We start from the raw sequence: 17,149 nt of genomic DNA on the forward strand, positions 1-17,149 counted from the left end.
GCTTGTTGTGGTGACGCCAGTGGCACGGCCATCGACGATCATGACCGTAGCGCATCCAGCCTCGGTGACAAGCTGACCGCCACGCTCCACGAATTCCTCAATCAATATCTCGATCAGTGACGGCAGATCGACCCAGCCTTCGCCTGGGTTGAAGATCGCGCCCTGAGGTGTGACCGCGCTGGCATCTATGCCCGGGGTGACCGACGCTATCGCATCTGACGACAGATGCCGCGCATCATAGCCCAGGTGTTTCTCATGGGCGAAGACATCGGCGATCTCGTTCGAGGCGTCATCCGCGTCCCATGTCAGGCCGCCGTCGAAACGCAGCCAGGCGGCATCCGGATATCTCGCGGACAGCGTCCGGTAGCGGTCGATGCCAATCATGCGCAGCCGATGATACTCAGCAGACCGCTTGCGCGAGGAATTGAGCCAGGCGAGCGAGCGGCCGGAAGCTCCCCTGGCGAGCGGTCCATCATTGACCAGGAGGGTTTCGATGCCGAGCCTTGCAAGATGAACAGCCGAGGAGACACCGAAAATACCGCCCCCGACAACAACGACCTTTGAGACCGAATGCGATGTAGTCATGGGATATTTCTTTCACTGTGTGGAGGTTTGACGGGACGGCGGGGGCGAAGGCATCTTGTTTTCGATGCGTCTCAGAGCCTGCAATGGTGCGATCAAAGCACCTCGGCCAGGAAGTGCTTCAGACGCTTGCTTTGCGGAGTGTCGAAGATCGCGGCAGGCGTGCCGGCCTCGACGACGCGGCCTTCATCCATGAAGACGACTTGATCGGCGACCTTGCGGGCAAAGCCCATTTCGTGGGTGACGACGACCATCGTCATGCCACGCTGGCCGAGGTCCGCCATCAAGTTGAGGACGCCCTTCACCAGTTCGGGATCGAGAGCGCTGGTCACCTCGTCGAACAGGATGACCTCAGGGTCCATCGCCAGTGCACGAGCGATCGCGACACGCTGCTGCTGGCCACCGGACAGGTTTCCGGGACGATGGTGTTTGCGTGCGGCAAGCCCAACATCGGCAAGGCGGGCCTCGGCGATGCGCTCTGCCTCCTGCACTGGAATGCCCTTGACCTTGGTCAGCGACAGCATGACGTTTTCGAGGGCTGTATGGTCGGGAAACAGGTTGAAATGCTGGAACACCATGCCGACACGCCGGCGTAGCTTTTCAGGCTTCATCGTCAGAATGCTCGCGCCATCGAGCAGCACGTCACCGCCCTTGGGCTCGACCAGGCGGTTAAGGCAGCGCAGCAGGGTCGACTTGCCCGACCCTGACGGACCGATGACGCAGGTGACGGTGCCGGGTTTGACGATCAGGCTGACACCCTTGAGGACATCTAGGTCGCCATAGGCCATGTCGAGATTGCTGACGGCGAGACTGCCGCCCTTGAACCGGGGAAGCGCCGAGCGGTCTTCGGAGCCGGTCTCCGAAGGGGGGCCGCCGATGGCGCTTTCCAGTTCGCTCACCTCGGCAAGACCGCTGGTGACGAGGCCGGCCTTTTGCTTTCCAACCCGCAGCGAATTGTCGATGTAATTGACCACATGGGTCAACGGCACGGTGATGACGAGATAGAAAACGCCAGCCAAAAGCAACGGCGAGAGGTTTCCTGTGACCACCGCCTGGTCCTGGCCGACGCGGAAAATCTCGCGCTCCGACGCAAGCAATCCGAGGAAATAGACGAGGCTCGAATCCTTTACGTTGCCAATGAACTGGTTGACCAGAGCCGGCAGAACGCGGCGGATACCCTGCGGGATTACGATCAGGCGCATGCCCTGCCCGTAGCTCATGCTGAGCGCCTTGCAGGCTTCCATCTGCCCGCGCTCGACGCTCTGGATGCCCGAGCGGAAGATTTCTCCGATATAGGCGCCGGCGATCAGGCTGAGGGCGAGAATGCCGAGTGGATAGGGCGAAGGCCCGAAGATTTCGCGGCCGATGCGGGCGAAGCCCTGGCCGATCAGCAGAATGGTCACGATCGCCGGGAGGCCGCGGAAAACATCCGTGTAGACCCGGGCCGGAATGCGCAGCCAGAGAGATTGCGAGATGCCCATGACCGCCAGGATCATCCCCAGAACAACACCGAGTACCGTTGACGCGGCCGCAAGGATCAAGGTGTTCCTCAATCCGATGGTGATCATGCTCGGCAGCACATCCGCCATGGCTTGCCAGTCGAGGAAACTGCGACGCAAGTTTTCAAGCCAGTCCATTCGGTCCCCTTTTTCATTGCGCTGTTCGCGCCGCCCAGAGGCGCGCCAGCCGCCGGCCATCAGGGCCGGCGGCTGAGTTCGTTCATTTCTTGGGGAGATATTGGTCAGGCATCGGCGAGCCGGGGAACCACTTCTCATAAAGCGTCTTCCAGGTGCCGTCCTGCATGGCCGCATGAAGGGAGGTGTTCAATGCATCGCGAAGCTTGTCGTTGCCCTTGCGCACGACGAAGCCCGCTGGCGCATCGAAGGAGGGGATGTTAACGGCGATCTTTAGGTCCGGATAGCGGACGCCATAGTCCTTGGCAGCCTCGTAGTCGAGGAAATGGGCGTCGACAGTTCCATTGTTGAGCGCGGAAACGGCGGAGTTGTTGTCGGGGAATTTCACGAGATCCGTTCCGACAAAATTCTTCGCTGCATAGATTTCCTGCAATGTTCCCTGGACGACACCAAGACGCTTGCCTTTAAGCCCGTCAGCCGAATTTATCGCCTTGTCTGCTGTGAGCACCGAGAGATAGCCTGCGAGATAGCCGTCCGAAAAGTCGACAGTCTTCTTGCGCGCTTCCGTCGTACCAATCGCCGCCACCGCCACGTCGAAGCGTTCATTGGCCACCGACGGCATCAGCGCCGAGAACTCCTGACCGGTGAAGATCACCTGATCCGGTTTGAATCCAAGGCGGCTCGCGACATTTCGAAAGAATTCAATGTCGAACCCCGTGAACGTGCCATCCGCCTGGGTGAAAGCATAGGGTTTGGCGTCTCCCATGGTACCGACGCTGATGACTTTCGCATCGATGAGACCATAGGGATTGTCACCCGCCGCGGCCCGCGAAATCAAACCCGCTCCGATGCACACAACCATCAGAGCCATTGCGCCAACCTGGATCGGCGATATCAATGACTTGAGAATTCCAATCCTGCTCATGTCTTCTCTCCACTCTGGGGTTTATTGTTCTTGGCATTTGCGTTGAGCCCGTAAATTTCACGCCTCGCATCGTTCGTCGCCGCCACGGGCTTGCGCGGCCGACAGTCTCCACGCTCTGAGGACTCGTTCATTCGCATAAGAGACCGGTCTCTTATTGTGTGAGACCGGTCTCTTTGATAATCGTTATCGCCAGATTGACCTTCCGTCAACAACTCTTGTAGTCGTTCATCCGATGAAAACAACCGCGCCCAAAACCCGGTCGATAACAGTCAGCGACGTCGCCCGCGCGGCGAACGTGTCGAAAGCGACAGCCGCGCGCGTGCTCGGCGGATATGGCGTCGTCAGCGATATGATCCGCGCGGACGTCATGGCCGCAGCCAAGGCATTGGACTACCGTCCGAACGAGCTCGCTCGCAGCATGACAACCGGCAGGTCCGGCATCATCGGGGTGGTGGTCGGCGACATCGAGAACCCGTTCTTCAGCCTTGCGGTGCGCGGCATTAGCGATGCGGCAAAGGCCGCGGGGTTCAACGTCATTCTGGCCAACTCCGGTGAGAAGATCGAGGCGGAAAAGGCAGCTGTGAAGCTGCTGATCGGCAAGCGCGTCGACGGACTGATCGTCACGCCATCGGAATCGCGTGACATCTCGCATCTGCGCGACATCCATCGTTCAGGCCGGCCGCTTGCCCTGCTTGATAGGGCGCTGCCCGATCTGGATGTCGATACCGTCACGGTCGACGATCGCGGCATCGCCATGCGGGCGACCCGCATTCTTGCGGATGCCGGCCACCGTAACATCGCCTATGTGACCGCAGTCGACGCCGAAGGGCATGAATACCGCGATCTCGGGCAAATCTACACCTCGTCGGTTCGCGAGCGTATCGACGGTTTCCTCACCGTGTGCCGAGATGCCGGAATTGATCGGCCGGAAAATTATGTTCGCCTTGGTGCAACAAGCCCCGCCGAAACGCGCAGGGTTGCCGACAAACTGCTGTCCGGGCCAGATCGGCCGACGGCGATCCTTGCCTCCGACAGCGTCATAGCGCTGGAGATCTTCAGGGTGATCCGCCAGCGCGGCTTGCGGGTTCCCGACGACATTTCGCTGATCACCTTCCATGATGCGGACTGGACGAGCGTCACCACACCGCCCATCACCGTCATCGACCAGCCCGTCTATGCGCTTGGCAAGAGTGTCGCGGAACTTCTCATTCGCCGTCTGAAGGGCGAAATGCGACCGTCGGAGCGGCTCGTCCTGCCAACCGCTATTATCGAAAGGGGCTCTGTGGGGCCGCCGATGATAGGGCCACCGGTGAAGCCCTGACGGGTTTCACCGAGTAAGAGCGATTAGGCGAGGACGCGCAGCAGATGAGACGCCTCTCGATCCTATTCAGACAGACGTTTCACATCCCGAACAGTCGCCCGCGCTCACGCAGTCGCCCAACTACGCCATTTCGGGGCGTTTTGAGCCCTCGCGGATGGCCTTGTGTACGCCGCGCTGTATATCCATGAATGCAGGGCTTTCCATCACCTCTTCGCGGCGCGGGCGCTCGATATCGACGTTGAAGGTCTGCGTGATGCGGCCCGGACCGATCCCCATGACGACGATCCGGTCCGACAGATAGACGGCCTCCTCCACGTCATGGGTGACAAACAGGACGGTCAACCTGTGTTCCTCCCAGATCTGGGTCAGCAGTTCCTGCATCTGGTGCCGGGTCAACGCATCGAGGGCGCCGAAGGGCTCGTCCATCAACAGCATCTTGGGCCGATAGGAAAGCGCACGCGCAATGGCGACGCGCTGTTTCATGCCGCCCGAGAGTTCGGCCGGATAGCGATCGGCACTATCCGACAGCTTGACGAGTTCGAGATGCTCCAGCGCGATGCTGCGGCAGGTCGAGCGATCGTAGCCGGCGGCCTTGAGGGCAAACTCGATGTTCTGCCGCGCCGTCAGCCAGGGGAGCAGCGTGTAGGACTGGAAGACGACGCCGCGGTCGAGCCCCGGCTGCAGGATGGGCGCGCCATCGATGCTGAGATCGCCGGCGTCGAAATCCTGCAACCCGGCCACGATCGACAGCAGCGTGCTCTTGCCACAGCCCGATGTGCCGACCAGGGAGACGAACTCATTGTCGGCAAGATCGAGGTTGATGTCGCGCAGCACTTCCGTGCGCCGCTCGCCCGTGCCGAAGCTCTTGTGCAGACCGGCGATCCGCAATTTGGGAGGGCTCATCGACCGTTCCTCATTGCGAGCGGCCCTCTTGCTTGAACAACACCTTTTCCAGCGCCTTCATCACCTGGTCGGTGATGAGGCCGAGCAGGCCAAGCAGCAGGATGTAGCCGATGATGGTGTTGGTCTGGAAATAGCGCTGCGACACGGTGATGCGATAGCCGAGACCCGAAGTCGCCGCGACAAGTTCGGCCAGCACCAGCCAGGTCCATGCCCAGCCCAGGCTGATGCGCAGCGTATCCCAGATACCCGGCAACGCACTGGGCACGACGATGCGCGTCAGTATCTTGCGATCCGGCAGGCCGAGCGTGCGCCCAAGGCCGATGAAATCGGCGGGAACCCGTTTCACATTGTCCATGATCATCAGCACCTGCTGGAAGAAGGTGCCGATGAAGATGATCAGGAACTTCTGCGAATCGCCGGTGCCCGCCCACAGGATGGAGAGCGGCACGAAGGCAACGACCGGCATGTAGCGGATGAAATCCACCAGCGGCTCGATGGCCGCTTCCCAGGAACGGAAACTGCCGATCAGCACGCCGATCGGTATCGATAGCGCCGAGGCGATGAGGAAACCGATGGAAATGCGGTACATCGAGGCTTTGAGGTCCAGCCACAACGTGCCGTCGCCCGCGAGCTTGGCAATCTGCGTCGCGACGCTGCCCGGGGACGGCAGGAAGATGGGCTTCACCAATCCCAGTCCGGTCGCCGCCCACCAGGCAAGGCCAAGCCCGACAAAGACAGCCACGGCGATCGTCAGGAAACGCGACCTGGCGATGGGCACGCCGATCCCGGAGGATCGGCGGCGCCTCGCCGGTTTCACGGCCGGTCCCGGTGGGGGACGAGCCGGATCCGTTTGAGCGGGACGCTCCCCGGACATTCGCGTCACCACCTCGGTCCGGCCTTGGTCATTCCGCCGCCTTGACGAAGGACGGGTCGATCATCTGCTCCGGCGTCACATCGGCCTGCAGCAGCTTGGCGTTCTTGGCGGCGGCCTCGACATCGGCGAAGGTCTTGGTGGTGAAGTCGCCGGTGAGCGCCGTCTTGTTTTCGGCGAGCGAGTAGTAGCGCACGCCGTCAAAGGCGGTGTCGAGGTCCTTGACGTCCGAACCGACCGCCTTGGCGATGATGGCTCGGCCACCAGGCGTGTCGGCATTGTAATCCTTGAGCGCCGCGTCCCAGCTCTTGATCATGGCCAGCACCTGGCCGGGCCGCGACTTGATCACCTCGTCGCGCACCACCAGCACGTCGCTGATCAGGCCGGGATCCTCGCCGGCGGTGAACAGCAGCTTAAGATCCTTGTTCTGCGCCATGGCGACGGTGAGGTACGGTTCATAGGTCACCGCGACCGGCACCTGGCCGGCGATCAAGGCGCTGCCGGCGTCGGACGCCGGCATCGGAACCGGCTTCACGTCGTCGATCGACATGCCGTTCCTGGCGAGTGCGTATTTGAGCAGGATGTCGCTCGTCGTGCCTTCCTCGAAGGCGACTTGCTTACCCTTGAGGTCCGCGATGGAGGTGACGTCCTTGCCGGCGATGATGGCATCGGCGGTCATGGAGACGTCGAGCAGCAGCACGATCTTCACCGGCAGGCCGGCCGCAACCATGCCCATCGCCGTGTGGGTGGCGATGTTGGCGGCGTCGAGCTGGCCGCTTGCGAGTGCTGCGTTGATGTCCTTGTCCTCGGCGAAGTTGACGATCTGGACGTCCGTCAGGCCGTTTGCCTTGAACAGCGCCTTGGCCTCGGCGACATGCCACTGGCCATAGCCAAGCCACGGCTCGATGCCGATCTTGAACGCTCCCGCCTCGGGCGTGGTGGGAATAGCCGCATCGGCAGCGTGGGCTGCCGGGGCGGCGGCGAGCCCGATGGCGGCGGCCATCACGAGCGCGCGAAATTGTCCTGTTAGGTTACGCATCATCTTTGTTCCCCTTGATGATCAGACCGCTTTTCTTACCCAGGCATCCGGTCTGGTGAGACTGCGGGTTTCTGCTCTTGCGGCACTGTGCCTTGGCGTCTTACCTGCCACTTCAGGGTGAAGTGCGAAGATATTTCAGCGTCAGCCGGAGCGGATGTCAAGGCTAAAATACATACATGCATATACAACCTAGTTGGGCTCCAACTTCCACTTTGATCGGGCGCATCCGTCTGCCCTCAATGCATGTATATACATTGGCAACGAAACCTTTCCGTCTTGCGTCGCAGCGTTGCCGTCAGCTGTTTTTGGAAGGGGAATAGCGGCTGCCGAGCGAGTAGCGGCTGCCGGCATAAGTCAGCTTGCTGATCGTGGCCACCACCGCGCCCGTCCATGTCCGGCGGTGCAGGAATAGGCAGCAGGCGCCGACATCGATAGCCAGATGCCGCGCCGTCTCGGCATCGGCCGGGATCGCCGAGATGATATGCTCGACCTCGGTCACCGGGGTTTTCTGCATCAAGTAGTCGTAAGTCGCCGTCTTCGAAAAATCCTGCTTGTCGTAGTCGGGTATCAGAGCCGGATTGACGAAGCGCTCTTCCACCTGCACCGGCAGATCGTTCTCGAAATTGACGACGACGGAATGATAGATGGAGACACGCTTTGGAAATTCGAACGACAGCGCCAACTCCTTTGTCGGCATGATCGTTTCGAGCACGAGGACCTCGGAGCGATGCCTGTTGCCGCGCTGGACGATTTCCGCCGCGATATTGTTGATCTCGATCAGCGTCGATTGCGGCCGCGGCGGTGCAATGAAGGTCCCCACACCTTGCAGCCGGGTCAGGAACCCCGCCGCGGTCAGTTCCCGCAAGGCCCGGTGCACCGTCATCCGCGATACGCCGAGCGACGCCACCAGCTCATTCTCGGACGGCAGCTTGCGATCCTTGCTCCACTGGCCTTTTCCGATGTTGGTCAGGATGTAGTCCTTCACCTTCTCGTAGAGAGGGCTGGCCGTATCGGGCAACGTGATCATTTCAAAAGTCCTTCCCGGCGATTTATCGGAAATCACGACTGCTCGACAGGTTGCCGCATGCGGATGATTGTTTTCAAGCCGTCGCTGCGCCCCGCCAACAGCCGCTCATAGGCGGCGGGAACCTCATCCAGGCCGATCTCTTGGTCGATCAGGGCCAGCAGCGGCTCGCTGAGTTCACCCAGCATCCGGACGGCCTCGGGCAGTTCGTCGGCAAAGGCGTGACATCCCAGCAATCCGATTTCGCGTTCGACCAGACTATTGGGATCGATGTCGAGGCGGCCATGGAAGATGCCGACCATGGCGACCGTGCCGCCGGGATCGAGGACGCCGAGCAACTGGTTGAGTGCCGCGATGCTGCCGGTCGCTTCGATGGCCGCGAGCAACGGGGCATTGGCGGTGGCGGCGGCAATGGCATCCCGGTTCAGATCGACGATCGTTGCCCCCGTCACCCGCACCACACGGGCGCAACGGGCCTGGTTGCGGTCGGCGACGAGCACGGTGCCGGCAAAGGTCCGCGAAAGCAGCAGCGCGGCGAGACCGCCGATGGGACCGCAGCCGACGACCAGCACCGAGCCCGCCGTCTTCGGCAGGCGCCGCACCGCGTGCAGCGCCACCGCCAGCGGCTCGGCCATCGCCGCGACCCGTTCGTCGAGCTCGGCATCGATGATATGCAAGAGCCGCGCGGGCAACACGGCCTGTTCTGCAAATCCGCCGTCGCAGATTTCTCCCACGAAGCCCAGCGACGCGCAGAGATGCCGCCTGCCGGCACGACATTGCGCGCAGTCGCCGCACCAGAAACGGGAATCGGCAACCACCCTGTCGCCGAGGGCGAAGCTGTCGACGCACGCGCCGATGGCGGTCACCGTGCCGGTCAGCTCATGACCGGCCGTCGAAGGCGCCCGGCTTATCCACTGGCCCGTGCGGAAATTGTGTAGATCCGAACCACAGATGCCGGCGGCATCGACCCTCAGCTTGACCCAGCCCGCATCCGGCGCGTCCGGCGTGGCGATATCCTCGACGCGCAGGTCGCCGGGTCCATAAAGTCGTGCGGCCTTCATCGCGATCGTGTCCGCTCAGCCGGCGAGATAGCGGTCGCGGATTTCCGAGACCGCGTTCTCATGCGAGCTGAATCCTTCGTAGCGGGCGAGCCTGCGGGCATGCAGCGCCAGTTCCGGATAGGCGGCCGAGGTGACATAGCCGACCGACGAGCGCTTGACGAAATCCGTCACCGAAAGCGGCCCGTAGGTTCGCGCCCAGCGGCTGGTCGGCAGCACGGCATTGGGTCCGAGGACGAAGTTGGCAAGGGTCACCGGCGTGTGCGGTCCCATGAGAATTTCGGCCGCCTCGGTGATGCGCCCGAGATGCGCGAACGGCTCCGTCGACAGTATCTCGAGATGTTCGGGGGCATAGTCGTTGATGAAGCGGTAGCTGTCTTCCAGCGACGCGGTCAGCACGATGCCGCCGCGCTTGCCGGTCAGCACCGCGCGCGAGAACTCGACACGCTGTTCGGTCATCCGCGACCAGTGTTCGGGGATTGCAGCCAATGCGGCTTCGGCGACCTTGCGGCTGTGTGTCACCAGATAGGCCGACGAATCCGGCCCGTGCTCGGCTTCGATGAGAAGATCAAGCGCGGCAAGCCCGCCGTCGACGCTGTCATCGGCAAAGATGATCGCTTCCGACGGGCCGGCTGGAAGACCCGTATTGATGACCGAGGACAGGACGCTCTTGGCCGCCACCACCCACGGGCTGCCGGGTCCGACGATCTTGAGCGCGGGCTTCACCGTCTCGGTGCCGTAGGCGACGGCGGCGACGGCTTGCGCACCGCCACATTTGTAGACGGTCCCCACGCCGGCGAGGCGCGCGGCGACCAGCGTCGCCGCGTCCACCGAACCATCCGCTGTCGCCGGCGTCACGATGGCGATTTGCGGCACGCCGGCAATCACCGCCGGAACCGACGTCATCATCGTCACCGACGGGAAAGCGCCCTTGCCACGCGGCACGTAAAGCGCAACGGACGCGATCGGCGTGTACCTGTCGCCGGCATAGGCACCCGGCCGGACTTCCTTGAGCCACATCGTTTCCGGCTTCTGCTCCTCGTGGAAATGCCGGATGTTGTCGATGCCGAACTGGATGCTCTCCACGACATCCTTTTCGACCTTGTCGAACGCCGCGTCGAATTCCCTCTCGGACACTTGCAGTTCACCCTCGGCGACGTTGGCCTTGTCGAGTTCCCTGGCAAACCGGATCAACGCGGCATCGCCTTCGTCCTTGACGGCCTGGATGATCGGCCGGACCTTCTCGACGACGACCGTCAGATCGGCCTCGGCGCGCTTCAGCAGACTGGCGCGCTGGTCGGCATCGATGGATGACAAATCATGGAAGCTGATGTCGGACATGGCTGCTCGTTCTCCTGGAATTCTTGGAACGCAATGACGGTTGGCGCTGGTTGGCCATAATCCGCTGGCCAACAGGTCGGCCCGGGACAAGAATAAAAGCCATCGAGACGGCTTCGGTTGGGCAAAAGTATATACATGTATGTATGATGGTCGCCAGCAATTTTTCCATCATCCTTCCGGTCGAAACCGCGGAGACAAACCGCTCATCAGATCGAGGCGAGAAAGCCGCCATCGACCGGGATGGACTGGCCGGTGATATAGGCCGCGGCGTCCGAAGCGAGGAACACCGCGATGCCGTGCAGGTCGCGGAGATCGCCGAAACGGCGCTGCGGGATCTTGGCCAGCATGGAGTGCCGCCATGCCTCGTTGCTGTAGAAAACGTCAGTCATCGCCGTCCTGAAATAGCCCGGCGCAATGGCGTTGACCCGGATGCCAAGCTCCGCCCACTCCGCCGCAAGCGCCCGCGTCATGCCGAGCAGGCCCGATTTCGATGAGCCATACGGCACTGCCGTCGGAATTCCGACTTCGGATGTCAGCGAGCACAGATTGATGATGGCGCCGGACCGGCCGCCGTCCCGCATCTGCCGCGCGGCGGCCTGGGCGCAGAAGAACGCTCCCTTCAGATTTGTATCGACGATCCTGTCCCAGAGCGCCTCATCGACATCGAGCGACGGCCGAACCTCTTCCGTCCCGGCATTGTTGACGAGAATGTCGAGACCGCCAAGCAGACTGGCGGCCTCGGCGGTGGCCGCCCGGCACCGCTCGACATCGGTGACGTCTAGAGCGATGGCGTGCGCCACCCCGCCGGCCGCGCGGATGGCTGCCGTCGTGTCCTCAAGCGAGGCCAGGCCGCGCGCCGTGACCGCGACGTCGGCGCCGGCCGCGCTGAGCGCCTCGGCGATGCTGCGCCCGATGCCGCGGCTTGCACCGGTGACAAGCGCCTTTCTGCCGGACAGATCGAAGAGAGAAGCATTGCGCATGTGATCCTCCTTGGCGGTGCCGGCTTCGACGCCGGCTTCGACGCTATCAGGTCGCAGGTTACATATACAAGCATATACAAACTGTTTCGGCTACGCTACGGATGATGAAATTCGCCGCACGAGCCCCTGTCGGCAACCGGGCTTGCACCTGGGAGGATGCAGCGAAACCCCGTGTTTGAGAACCTGCCGATGACGGGAACCTGTCGGCCTGCCGCAGAGGAGCCTGCTGTGTCGAAAGCCTCGGTCAGCATCGGCTCGGCTTCGGAGAATGACCACTTCATGGCCGTTCTATCGGAGCTGCTGTGAACGCCCGTCTGCCGGCACCGCGCCTAGCCGCCAGCCAGCGATGCCGGGATCAATAGCCGCCGACGACCGGCAGGATCTCGCCCGTGATGTAGCTGGAGCACTGCGCCGAAGCGAGAAACACGTAGGCCGGTGCCAGTTCCTCAGGCTGCGCCGGACGCTTCATGGGCGTGTCGGCACCAAACTTCGAAACGTCATCGGCCTTCTTGTCCGAGGGGTTCAGCGGGGTCCAGACAGGTCCTGGCGCCACTGCGTTCACCCTGATCCCCTTGCCGATGAGGTTGCCCGACAGCGCTCTCGTAAAGGCATGGATGCCGCCCTTGGTCATCGAATAGTCGACGAGCGCCTTGGAGCCGTCTATGCCTGTCACGGAGCCAGTATTGACGATGGCCGAGCCTGGCTTCATATGCGGCACCGCCTCCTGCGCCATATGGAAATAGCCGTAGAGGTTGGTCTTCAGCGTTGTGTCGAAATGCTCCTCGGTCAGGTCGGCGAAATCGGCCGAGTGCACCTGGAAAGCGGCATTGTTGACAAGTACGTCGAGGCCGCCCAACTGCTTCACAGTCGCGGCAACCGCCCGGCGACAGAAGGCCCGCCTGGACACGTCTCCGCGCAGCAGCACGCAGCGCCGGCCTTCCGCCTCGACGGCCTGCCTGGTCGTCTCTGCATCCTTGTCTTCGGCCAGATAGACGATCGCCACGTCCGCTCCCTCGCGCGCAAAAAGAACCGCGACCGCGCGGCCGATACCGGAATCGCCGCCGGTGATGAGCGCTATCTTGCCGTCCAGCTTCCGCGAGCCGATCCAGTACGGCGCATCGTACAGCGGCGCGGGCACAACCCGCCCCTCCTCGCCAGGCTTGGGATGATGCTGTTTGGGGAAAGGCGGCGCGGGATAATTGCGTGCGCCGGCCTGCATGGCGCGATCCGGTTTCGACCCATCCTTGCCGCGGTCGTCGAGGTCCACCTTGCGCTGTATGCGACGCTGCTTTTGGGTGGCCTTCGCGGTATCGTCGTTTGTAAGCATGGCGTGCCTCCTTCTGCGGAAAATGTCGCAGCGGGCGGATCGTTCCCCACTCAGGACCGATCGTTTCTCATCCGATTTTGAGCCAGGCTTGTTGGCTGCCGCGCGGTTCATCGATGTCGATGGCGTATTTATTTGGCTTTGGCCGACCTCGGGCCTTAACTTTCGCGGCGCGGGTTTTTACATCTCGGGGGTCTGCAAACCATCGACGCTTGAGGAGGCTCCCTTGCAGCAACCAGATGACATCGCCGCCCGCCGGTTGGGCATTCTCATCGAGCAATATGTGGAAGCGCGCAAAAAGCGCTACGACTATGTGTCGACCGAGCAGGCCTATCAGGCCATCCGGAAAGTCCTCAAACCTGCCATTCCCGATCGCGAACTCGACGACAAGGTCGCCTCGCTTGCCGTCCAGAATGGCCTGGCGGTCGTTTTCGATCGCCAAACCAAAGCGTCCGCCGATGATGTTCCTCCGGGGGCAATGCTTTAGATCGACGCACGTCTACCGGCGCAGGGCTTGGCCACATCGATACGGGGCCAAACGCATCGTTCGGCCCCGTATCGATGTATCGCTGGAGGAACCTGCGATATACCTGCGCCTCGGTCATCGTCCGTTCGCTCGAGCAGGAAGGCTTGGTCTCGCAGGGCGAGGCGCAGCGCGGCCGCGTCGGGCCGCAGACCAAGAAGCGTCGATCTCCGCACCTCGATCGACCTCGGCGTGCCCGAGCCCAAGCCGACCTCGATCAGCGACGATCAGTTCGAAGCGTCGACGGCATTGTGGACCTGCCGGACGGTCGGCGTCTGGGAGTGCACGCCCCGCAGTTTCACCGCATCGCGCGACACCGAAAGTCTGGAAAGGCCAATGGACGATCCACGAGAAGACGCGCAAGCTCTACATCCTGCACGTCGAGGTGTGAGTCCGAACAGACGCTACTCGTCGTCTGAACGATTGCCCTTGGCGACATCAGGCTTGCCTTCTATCGCCTGCCGCAAGGCGTCGTTGATGCGGTCCTGCCAACCGGGTCCATCCTCCTGGAAATGGTCCAGAACGGCGCGGTCGATCCTGATCGAAACAAGCTCCCTGACGCCTGGAGCGGCCGAGGGCTCACGAACCGGGGCAGCCGGCTTCTTCACCGGCTTGAAAGCCGCCTCGGCGGCCGTCATCGGATTTGTTGGTCGGCGCGGGGGATTTGCCATTGGATGACCCTGACTGAAGACGATTCGTGCTCGAAACTGCACGCTTGCACCACCTTAGCCCAACTGGCGCCGTCGCGCAGGTCCTTTTGGTCTTCGAGCGGACCCTGGATGTCGGGCACACTCTCCCACCCTGCTCGTCACTCGGCTGCCTGAAGGATTTGTGCGTCGACGATGACCCTGATCTCAGCGCGGCAGGAGCCGCAATTCGTCCCGGCGTGCAGGGCCGCGCCGATTGCCGCGACGCTGCCGCAACCCTGGCGCACCGCTTCCGCGATCTGGTTGGCGCCGACGCCGAAACAAGAGCAGACGATGGCGCCGCGGTCGACGTCGATCCCGCCCGGCCGCCCGGCCACGATCGCCAACCTGCCGCGCCGGTCGACATGATCGGCGCTCAACTGTTGCGCCGCCCAGCCGCGCGACACCGCGACAGGACCGGGGGCGACGAACAAGGCGCCGGACAATTGATCGCCGTCGAAGGCGGCGATGCGATGCTGGCCGGCATCGCGGTCGTGATAGGCGAGGATTTCGGCACCCGGGGGCGCGCCGAACAGTGACCCGGCGAAGCCGGCCCAGTCGATGTCGTCATCGGCAAAGGCAAGCTCGACCCGCCAGCCGCCCTTGCATTTGGCCACGGCCCAGTAAGCTGCTGCTACATGCGCCGGCCTCTGGCGCATCACGGCGAAGCCGAAGGCCTTCGCGGCGAATTTCTCGATGCGGGCCGCGACATGTTTCAGCGCCGGCTGGCCGGAGACCGGATCCGTCAGCGGCGCGGTCAGTGCATCGAGCCGGCCCTTTGCCGCAAACTGGTCGGTCCAGTGCATCGGTGCAAACAGGCTGCCCTGGCGCTGGCGTGCTGTCACCAGCGCGCGCACCAGCACCTCGCCGCGAGGAGTGGAAACGCGCACGATGTCGGCGTCGCCGATGCCGAAGCGCTGCGCATCCGCCGGATGGATTTCGACGAAGGGCTCGGCGATGTGCTGGGAAAGCCGCGGGCTTTTCCCCGTCCGCGTCATGGTGTGCCAGTGGTCGCGGATACGGCCGGTGTTGAGGATCAGCGGATAGTCCGGGCTGGTGCGGATTTCTGTGGTGGGGCGGATGGCAATGAAGCGCGCCTTGCCGTCGGGTGTGTAGAAATTGCCGTTGGCGAAGAAGCGGGTGGGTTGAGGTTCAGCCCAGGCACCCCCCTCTGGCCTGCCGGCCATCTCCCCCGCAAGGGGGGAGATTGGCAGCTTTGATGCTCGCATATCTCCTGCATCGTTGGTAGTCGGCGAAGGCCGTGGCGGGAGCCGATCTCCCCCCTTGCGGGGGAGATGGCCGGCAGGCCAGAGGGGGGTGCCTTGGCTCGGCGCTGGCCACTGGAACGGCTCAAGCGCCTCATACCCCTCCGCATCAACCCCGACATAAGCGCCAATGTCGAAATCCCGCGCACCATCATTTTCAAAACCCGACAGCGCGGCATGCTCGGCAAACACCTCCGCCGGCGCCGCATAGGAAAACGCCTCGCCAAAGCCCATCCTTTTGCCCACCTCGGCAACAATCCGCCAGTCGGGCCTAGCCTCGCCGGGCACCGGCAGAAAAGCGCGCTGGCGCGAGATGCGGCGCTCGGAATTGGTGACGGTGCCGTCCTTCTCGCCCCAGGCGGCGGCGGGCAGCCGGACATGGGCGTGGCGCACGGTGTCGGTCTGGGACAGCACGTCCGACACCACGACGAATGGGCACGCCATGATCGCCGCTTCGACGGCGTCGGCGTCCGGCATTGAATCGACCGGGTTGGTGGCCATGATCCATAGCGCCTTGATGCGCCCATCGGCCAGCGCCTGGAACATCTCGACCGCCTTCAGGCCGGGCTTTTGGGCAATGGTCGGTGCATTCCAGAATCGCTGCACGCGGTCACGATGTTCCGGGTTTTCGATCTCCATGTGAGCGGCCAGCATGTTGGCCATGCCGCCGACCTCGCGACCGCCCATGGCATTCGGCTGGCCGGTCACCGAAAACGGCCCTGCCCCCGGCTTGCCGATGCGGCCGGTGGCCAGATGGCAGTTGATGATGGCGTTGACCTTGTCGGTGCCTGAAGACGACTGATTCACGCCCTGGCTGTAAACCGTCACGGTTTTCGCGGTCGCGGCGAACAGGCCGTAGAATCGGCCAAGCTCGTCCTCGCTCAGGCCCGTGGCGGCGGCGGTGCCGGCAAGGTCGAGCGCGGAGGCGGCGAAAAGCGCTTGCCCGAAGCCGGTTGTGTGCGCCGTGATATAGGCGCGGTCGAGCGCATTGTGCTGGCCGAGATAGGCGAGCAAGCCGGTGAACAGGGCAACGTCGCCATCCGGCGCGATCGCCAGGTGCATGTCGGCGATGTCGGCGGTCATCGTGCGACGCGGATCGATCAGCACGATCTTCATCTCCGGCCGCTTTTCCCGGGCCGCCGCGATGCGCTGGTAGAGCACTGGATGGCACCAGGCGAGGTTGGAGCCGACCAGCACGATGAGGTCGGAAAGCTCCAGATCCTCATAGGTTCCCGGCACCGTATCGGCGCCGAAGGCACGGCGATGGCCGGCGACCGAGGAGGCCATGCACAGGCGCGAATTGGTGTCGATGTTGGCCGAGCCGATAAAACCTTTCATCAGCTTGTTGGCGACATAGTAGTCCTCGGTCAGCAACTGGCCGGAGACATAGAAGGCAACCGAATCGGGGCCGTGCTCGGCGATGGTTTGCGAGAAGGTCGAGGCGACGAGGTCGAGCGCCTCGTCCCAGCCGGCGCGGCGGCCATGGATCTCCGGATGAAGCAGCCTGCCATCGAGGTCGATGGTCTCGGCCAGTGCCGAACCCTTGGAGCAGAGCCGGCCGAAATTGGCCGGATGGTCGGGGGGGGGGGGGGGGGGGGGGGGGGGCGGGCCCGGCGCCCCCCGGCCACCGCGCCCCCCCCCCACCCCCCCCCCCCCCACACCCGCGCGGGAGG

15 protein-coding genes are annotated in these 17,149 nt (G+C 63.2%); 2 read left to right on the top strand and 13 right to left on the bottom strand.

All coding sequences use genetic code 11. The features are described from left to right. The 3 genes from NKH19_RS31475 to NKH19_RS31485 all read right to left on the bottom strand — a co-directional run. On the bottom strand, window positions 1–585 hold a 585-nt coding region (locus NKH19_RS31475; RefSeq protein WP_352873691.1), incomplete at its 3' end, for an NAD(P)/FAD-dependent oxidoreductase. Between the two features lie 92 nt (window positions 586–677). Beyond that, a complete protein-coding gene (locus NKH19_RS31480) occupies window positions 678–2,219 on the bottom strand; it encodes an amino acid ABC transporter permease/ATP-binding protein (protein WP_352873692.1) in 1,542 nt (513 codons plus the stop codon). An 82-nt stretch (window positions 2,220–2,301) separates the two neighbouring features. Further along, a complete protein-coding gene (locus tag NKH19_RS31485; RefSeq protein ID WP_502911087.1) occupies window positions 2,302–3,087 on the bottom strand; it encodes an ABC transporter substrate-binding protein in 786 nt (261 codons plus the stop codon). 286 nt (window positions 3,088–3,373) lie between these two features. Between NKH19_RS31485 and NKH19_RS31490 the strand changes: the two genes are divergently transcribed. Further along, on the top strand, window positions 3,374–4,462 hold the full coding sequence (locus tag NKH19_RS31490) for a LacI family DNA-binding transcriptional regulator (protein WP_352873696.1): 1,089 nt from the start codon (window positions 3,374–3,376) through the stop codon (window positions 4,460–4,462). 120 nt (window positions 4,463–4,582) lie between these two features. Here NKH19_RS31490 and NKH19_RS31495 read toward each other — a convergent pair whose 3' ends face one another. From NKH19_RS31495 to NKH19_RS31530, 8 genes are all read right to left on the bottom strand, one after another. Then, on the bottom strand, window positions 4,583–5,365 hold the full coding sequence (locus tag NKH19_RS31495) for an ABC transporter ATP-binding protein (RefSeq protein ID WP_352873698.1): 783 nt from the start codon (window positions 5,363–5,365) through the stop codon (window positions 4,583–4,585). 10 nt (window positions 5,366–5,375) lie between these two features. Next, complete coding sequence (locus NKH19_RS31500) at window positions 5,376–6,239, bottom strand: ABC transporter permease (protein ID WP_502911086.1); 864 nt, start codon at window positions 6,237–6,239, stop codon at window positions 5,376–5,378. 28 nt (window positions 6,240–6,267) lie between these two features. Then, on the bottom strand, window positions 6,268–7,275 hold the full coding sequence (locus NKH19_RS31505; protein WP_352873715.1) for an ABC transporter substrate-binding protein: 1,008 nt from the start codon (window positions 7,273–7,275) through the stop codon (window positions 6,268–6,270). Between the two features lie 295 nt (window positions 7,276–7,570). Then, a complete protein-coding gene (gene hutC, locus NKH19_RS31510; protein WP_352873702.1) occupies window positions 7,571–8,302 on the bottom strand; it encodes a histidine utilization transcriptional repressor HutC in 732 nt (243 codons plus the stop codon). Window positions 8,303–8,334: 32 nt separating this feature from the next. Next, window positions 8,335–9,360: a zinc-dependent alcohol dehydrogenase gene (locus NKH19_RS31515; protein ID WP_352873704.1), complete on the bottom strand. Its 1,026-nt coding sequence runs from the start codon at window positions 9,358–9,360 to the stop codon at window positions 8,335–8,337. A gap of 15 nt (window positions 9,361–9,375) precedes the next feature. Then, window positions 9,376–10,698, bottom strand: a complete 1,323-nt coding sequence (hisD, locus tag NKH19_RS31520) for a histidinol dehydrogenase (protein WP_352873705.1) — start codon at window positions 10,696–10,698, stop codon at window positions 9,376–9,378. Between the two features lie 206 nt (window positions 10,699–10,904). Beyond that, window positions 10,905–11,678, bottom strand: coding sequence for an SDR family NAD(P)-dependent oxidoreductase (locus NKH19_RS31525; protein WP_352873707.1), 774 nt, complete (start codon window positions 11,676–11,678; stop codon window positions 10,905–10,907). A 355-nt stretch (window positions 11,679–12,033) separates the two neighbouring features. Beyond that, a complete protein-coding gene (locus tag NKH19_RS31530; RefSeq protein WP_352873709.1) occupies window positions 12,034–13,005 on the bottom strand; it encodes an SDR family oxidoreductase in 972 nt (323 codons plus the stop codon). Window positions 13,006–13,093: 88 nt separating this feature from the next. Here NKH19_RS31530 and NKH19_RS31535 point away from each other — a divergent pair, with 88 nt between their 5' ends. Then, a complete protein-coding gene (locus tag NKH19_RS31535; RefSeq protein ID WP_352873711.1) occupies window positions 13,094–13,489 on the top strand; it encodes a hypothetical protein in 396 nt (131 codons plus the stop codon). Between the two features lie 440 nt (window positions 13,490–13,929). Here NKH19_RS31535 and NKH19_RS31540 read toward each other — a convergent pair whose 3' ends face one another. Together NKH19_RS31540 and NKH19_RS31545 are read right to left on the bottom strand one after the other, a co-directional pair. Continuing rightward, window positions 13,930–14,196 (bottom strand): BrnA antitoxin family protein, encoded by a 267-nt coding sequence (locus tag NKH19_RS31540; RefSeq protein WP_352873713.1) that lies wholly within the window; start codon window positions 14,194–14,196, stop codon window positions 13,930–13,932. 137 nt (window positions 14,197–14,333) lie between these two features. Continuing rightward, window positions 14,334–17,135: a nitrate reductase gene (locus NKH19_RS31545; RefSeq protein ID WP_352983636.1), complete on the bottom strand. Its 2,802-nt coding sequence runs from the start codon at window positions 17,133–17,135 to the stop codon at window positions 14,334–14,336. Window positions 17,136–17,149: the final 14 nt, after the last annotated feature.

It is taken from the genome of Mesorhizobium sp. M1338 (assembly GCF_040318045.1).
In the GTDB taxonomy this organism is placed as follows: Bacteria; Pseudomonadota; Alphaproteobacteria; order Rhizobiales; family Rhizobiaceae; genus Mesorhizobium.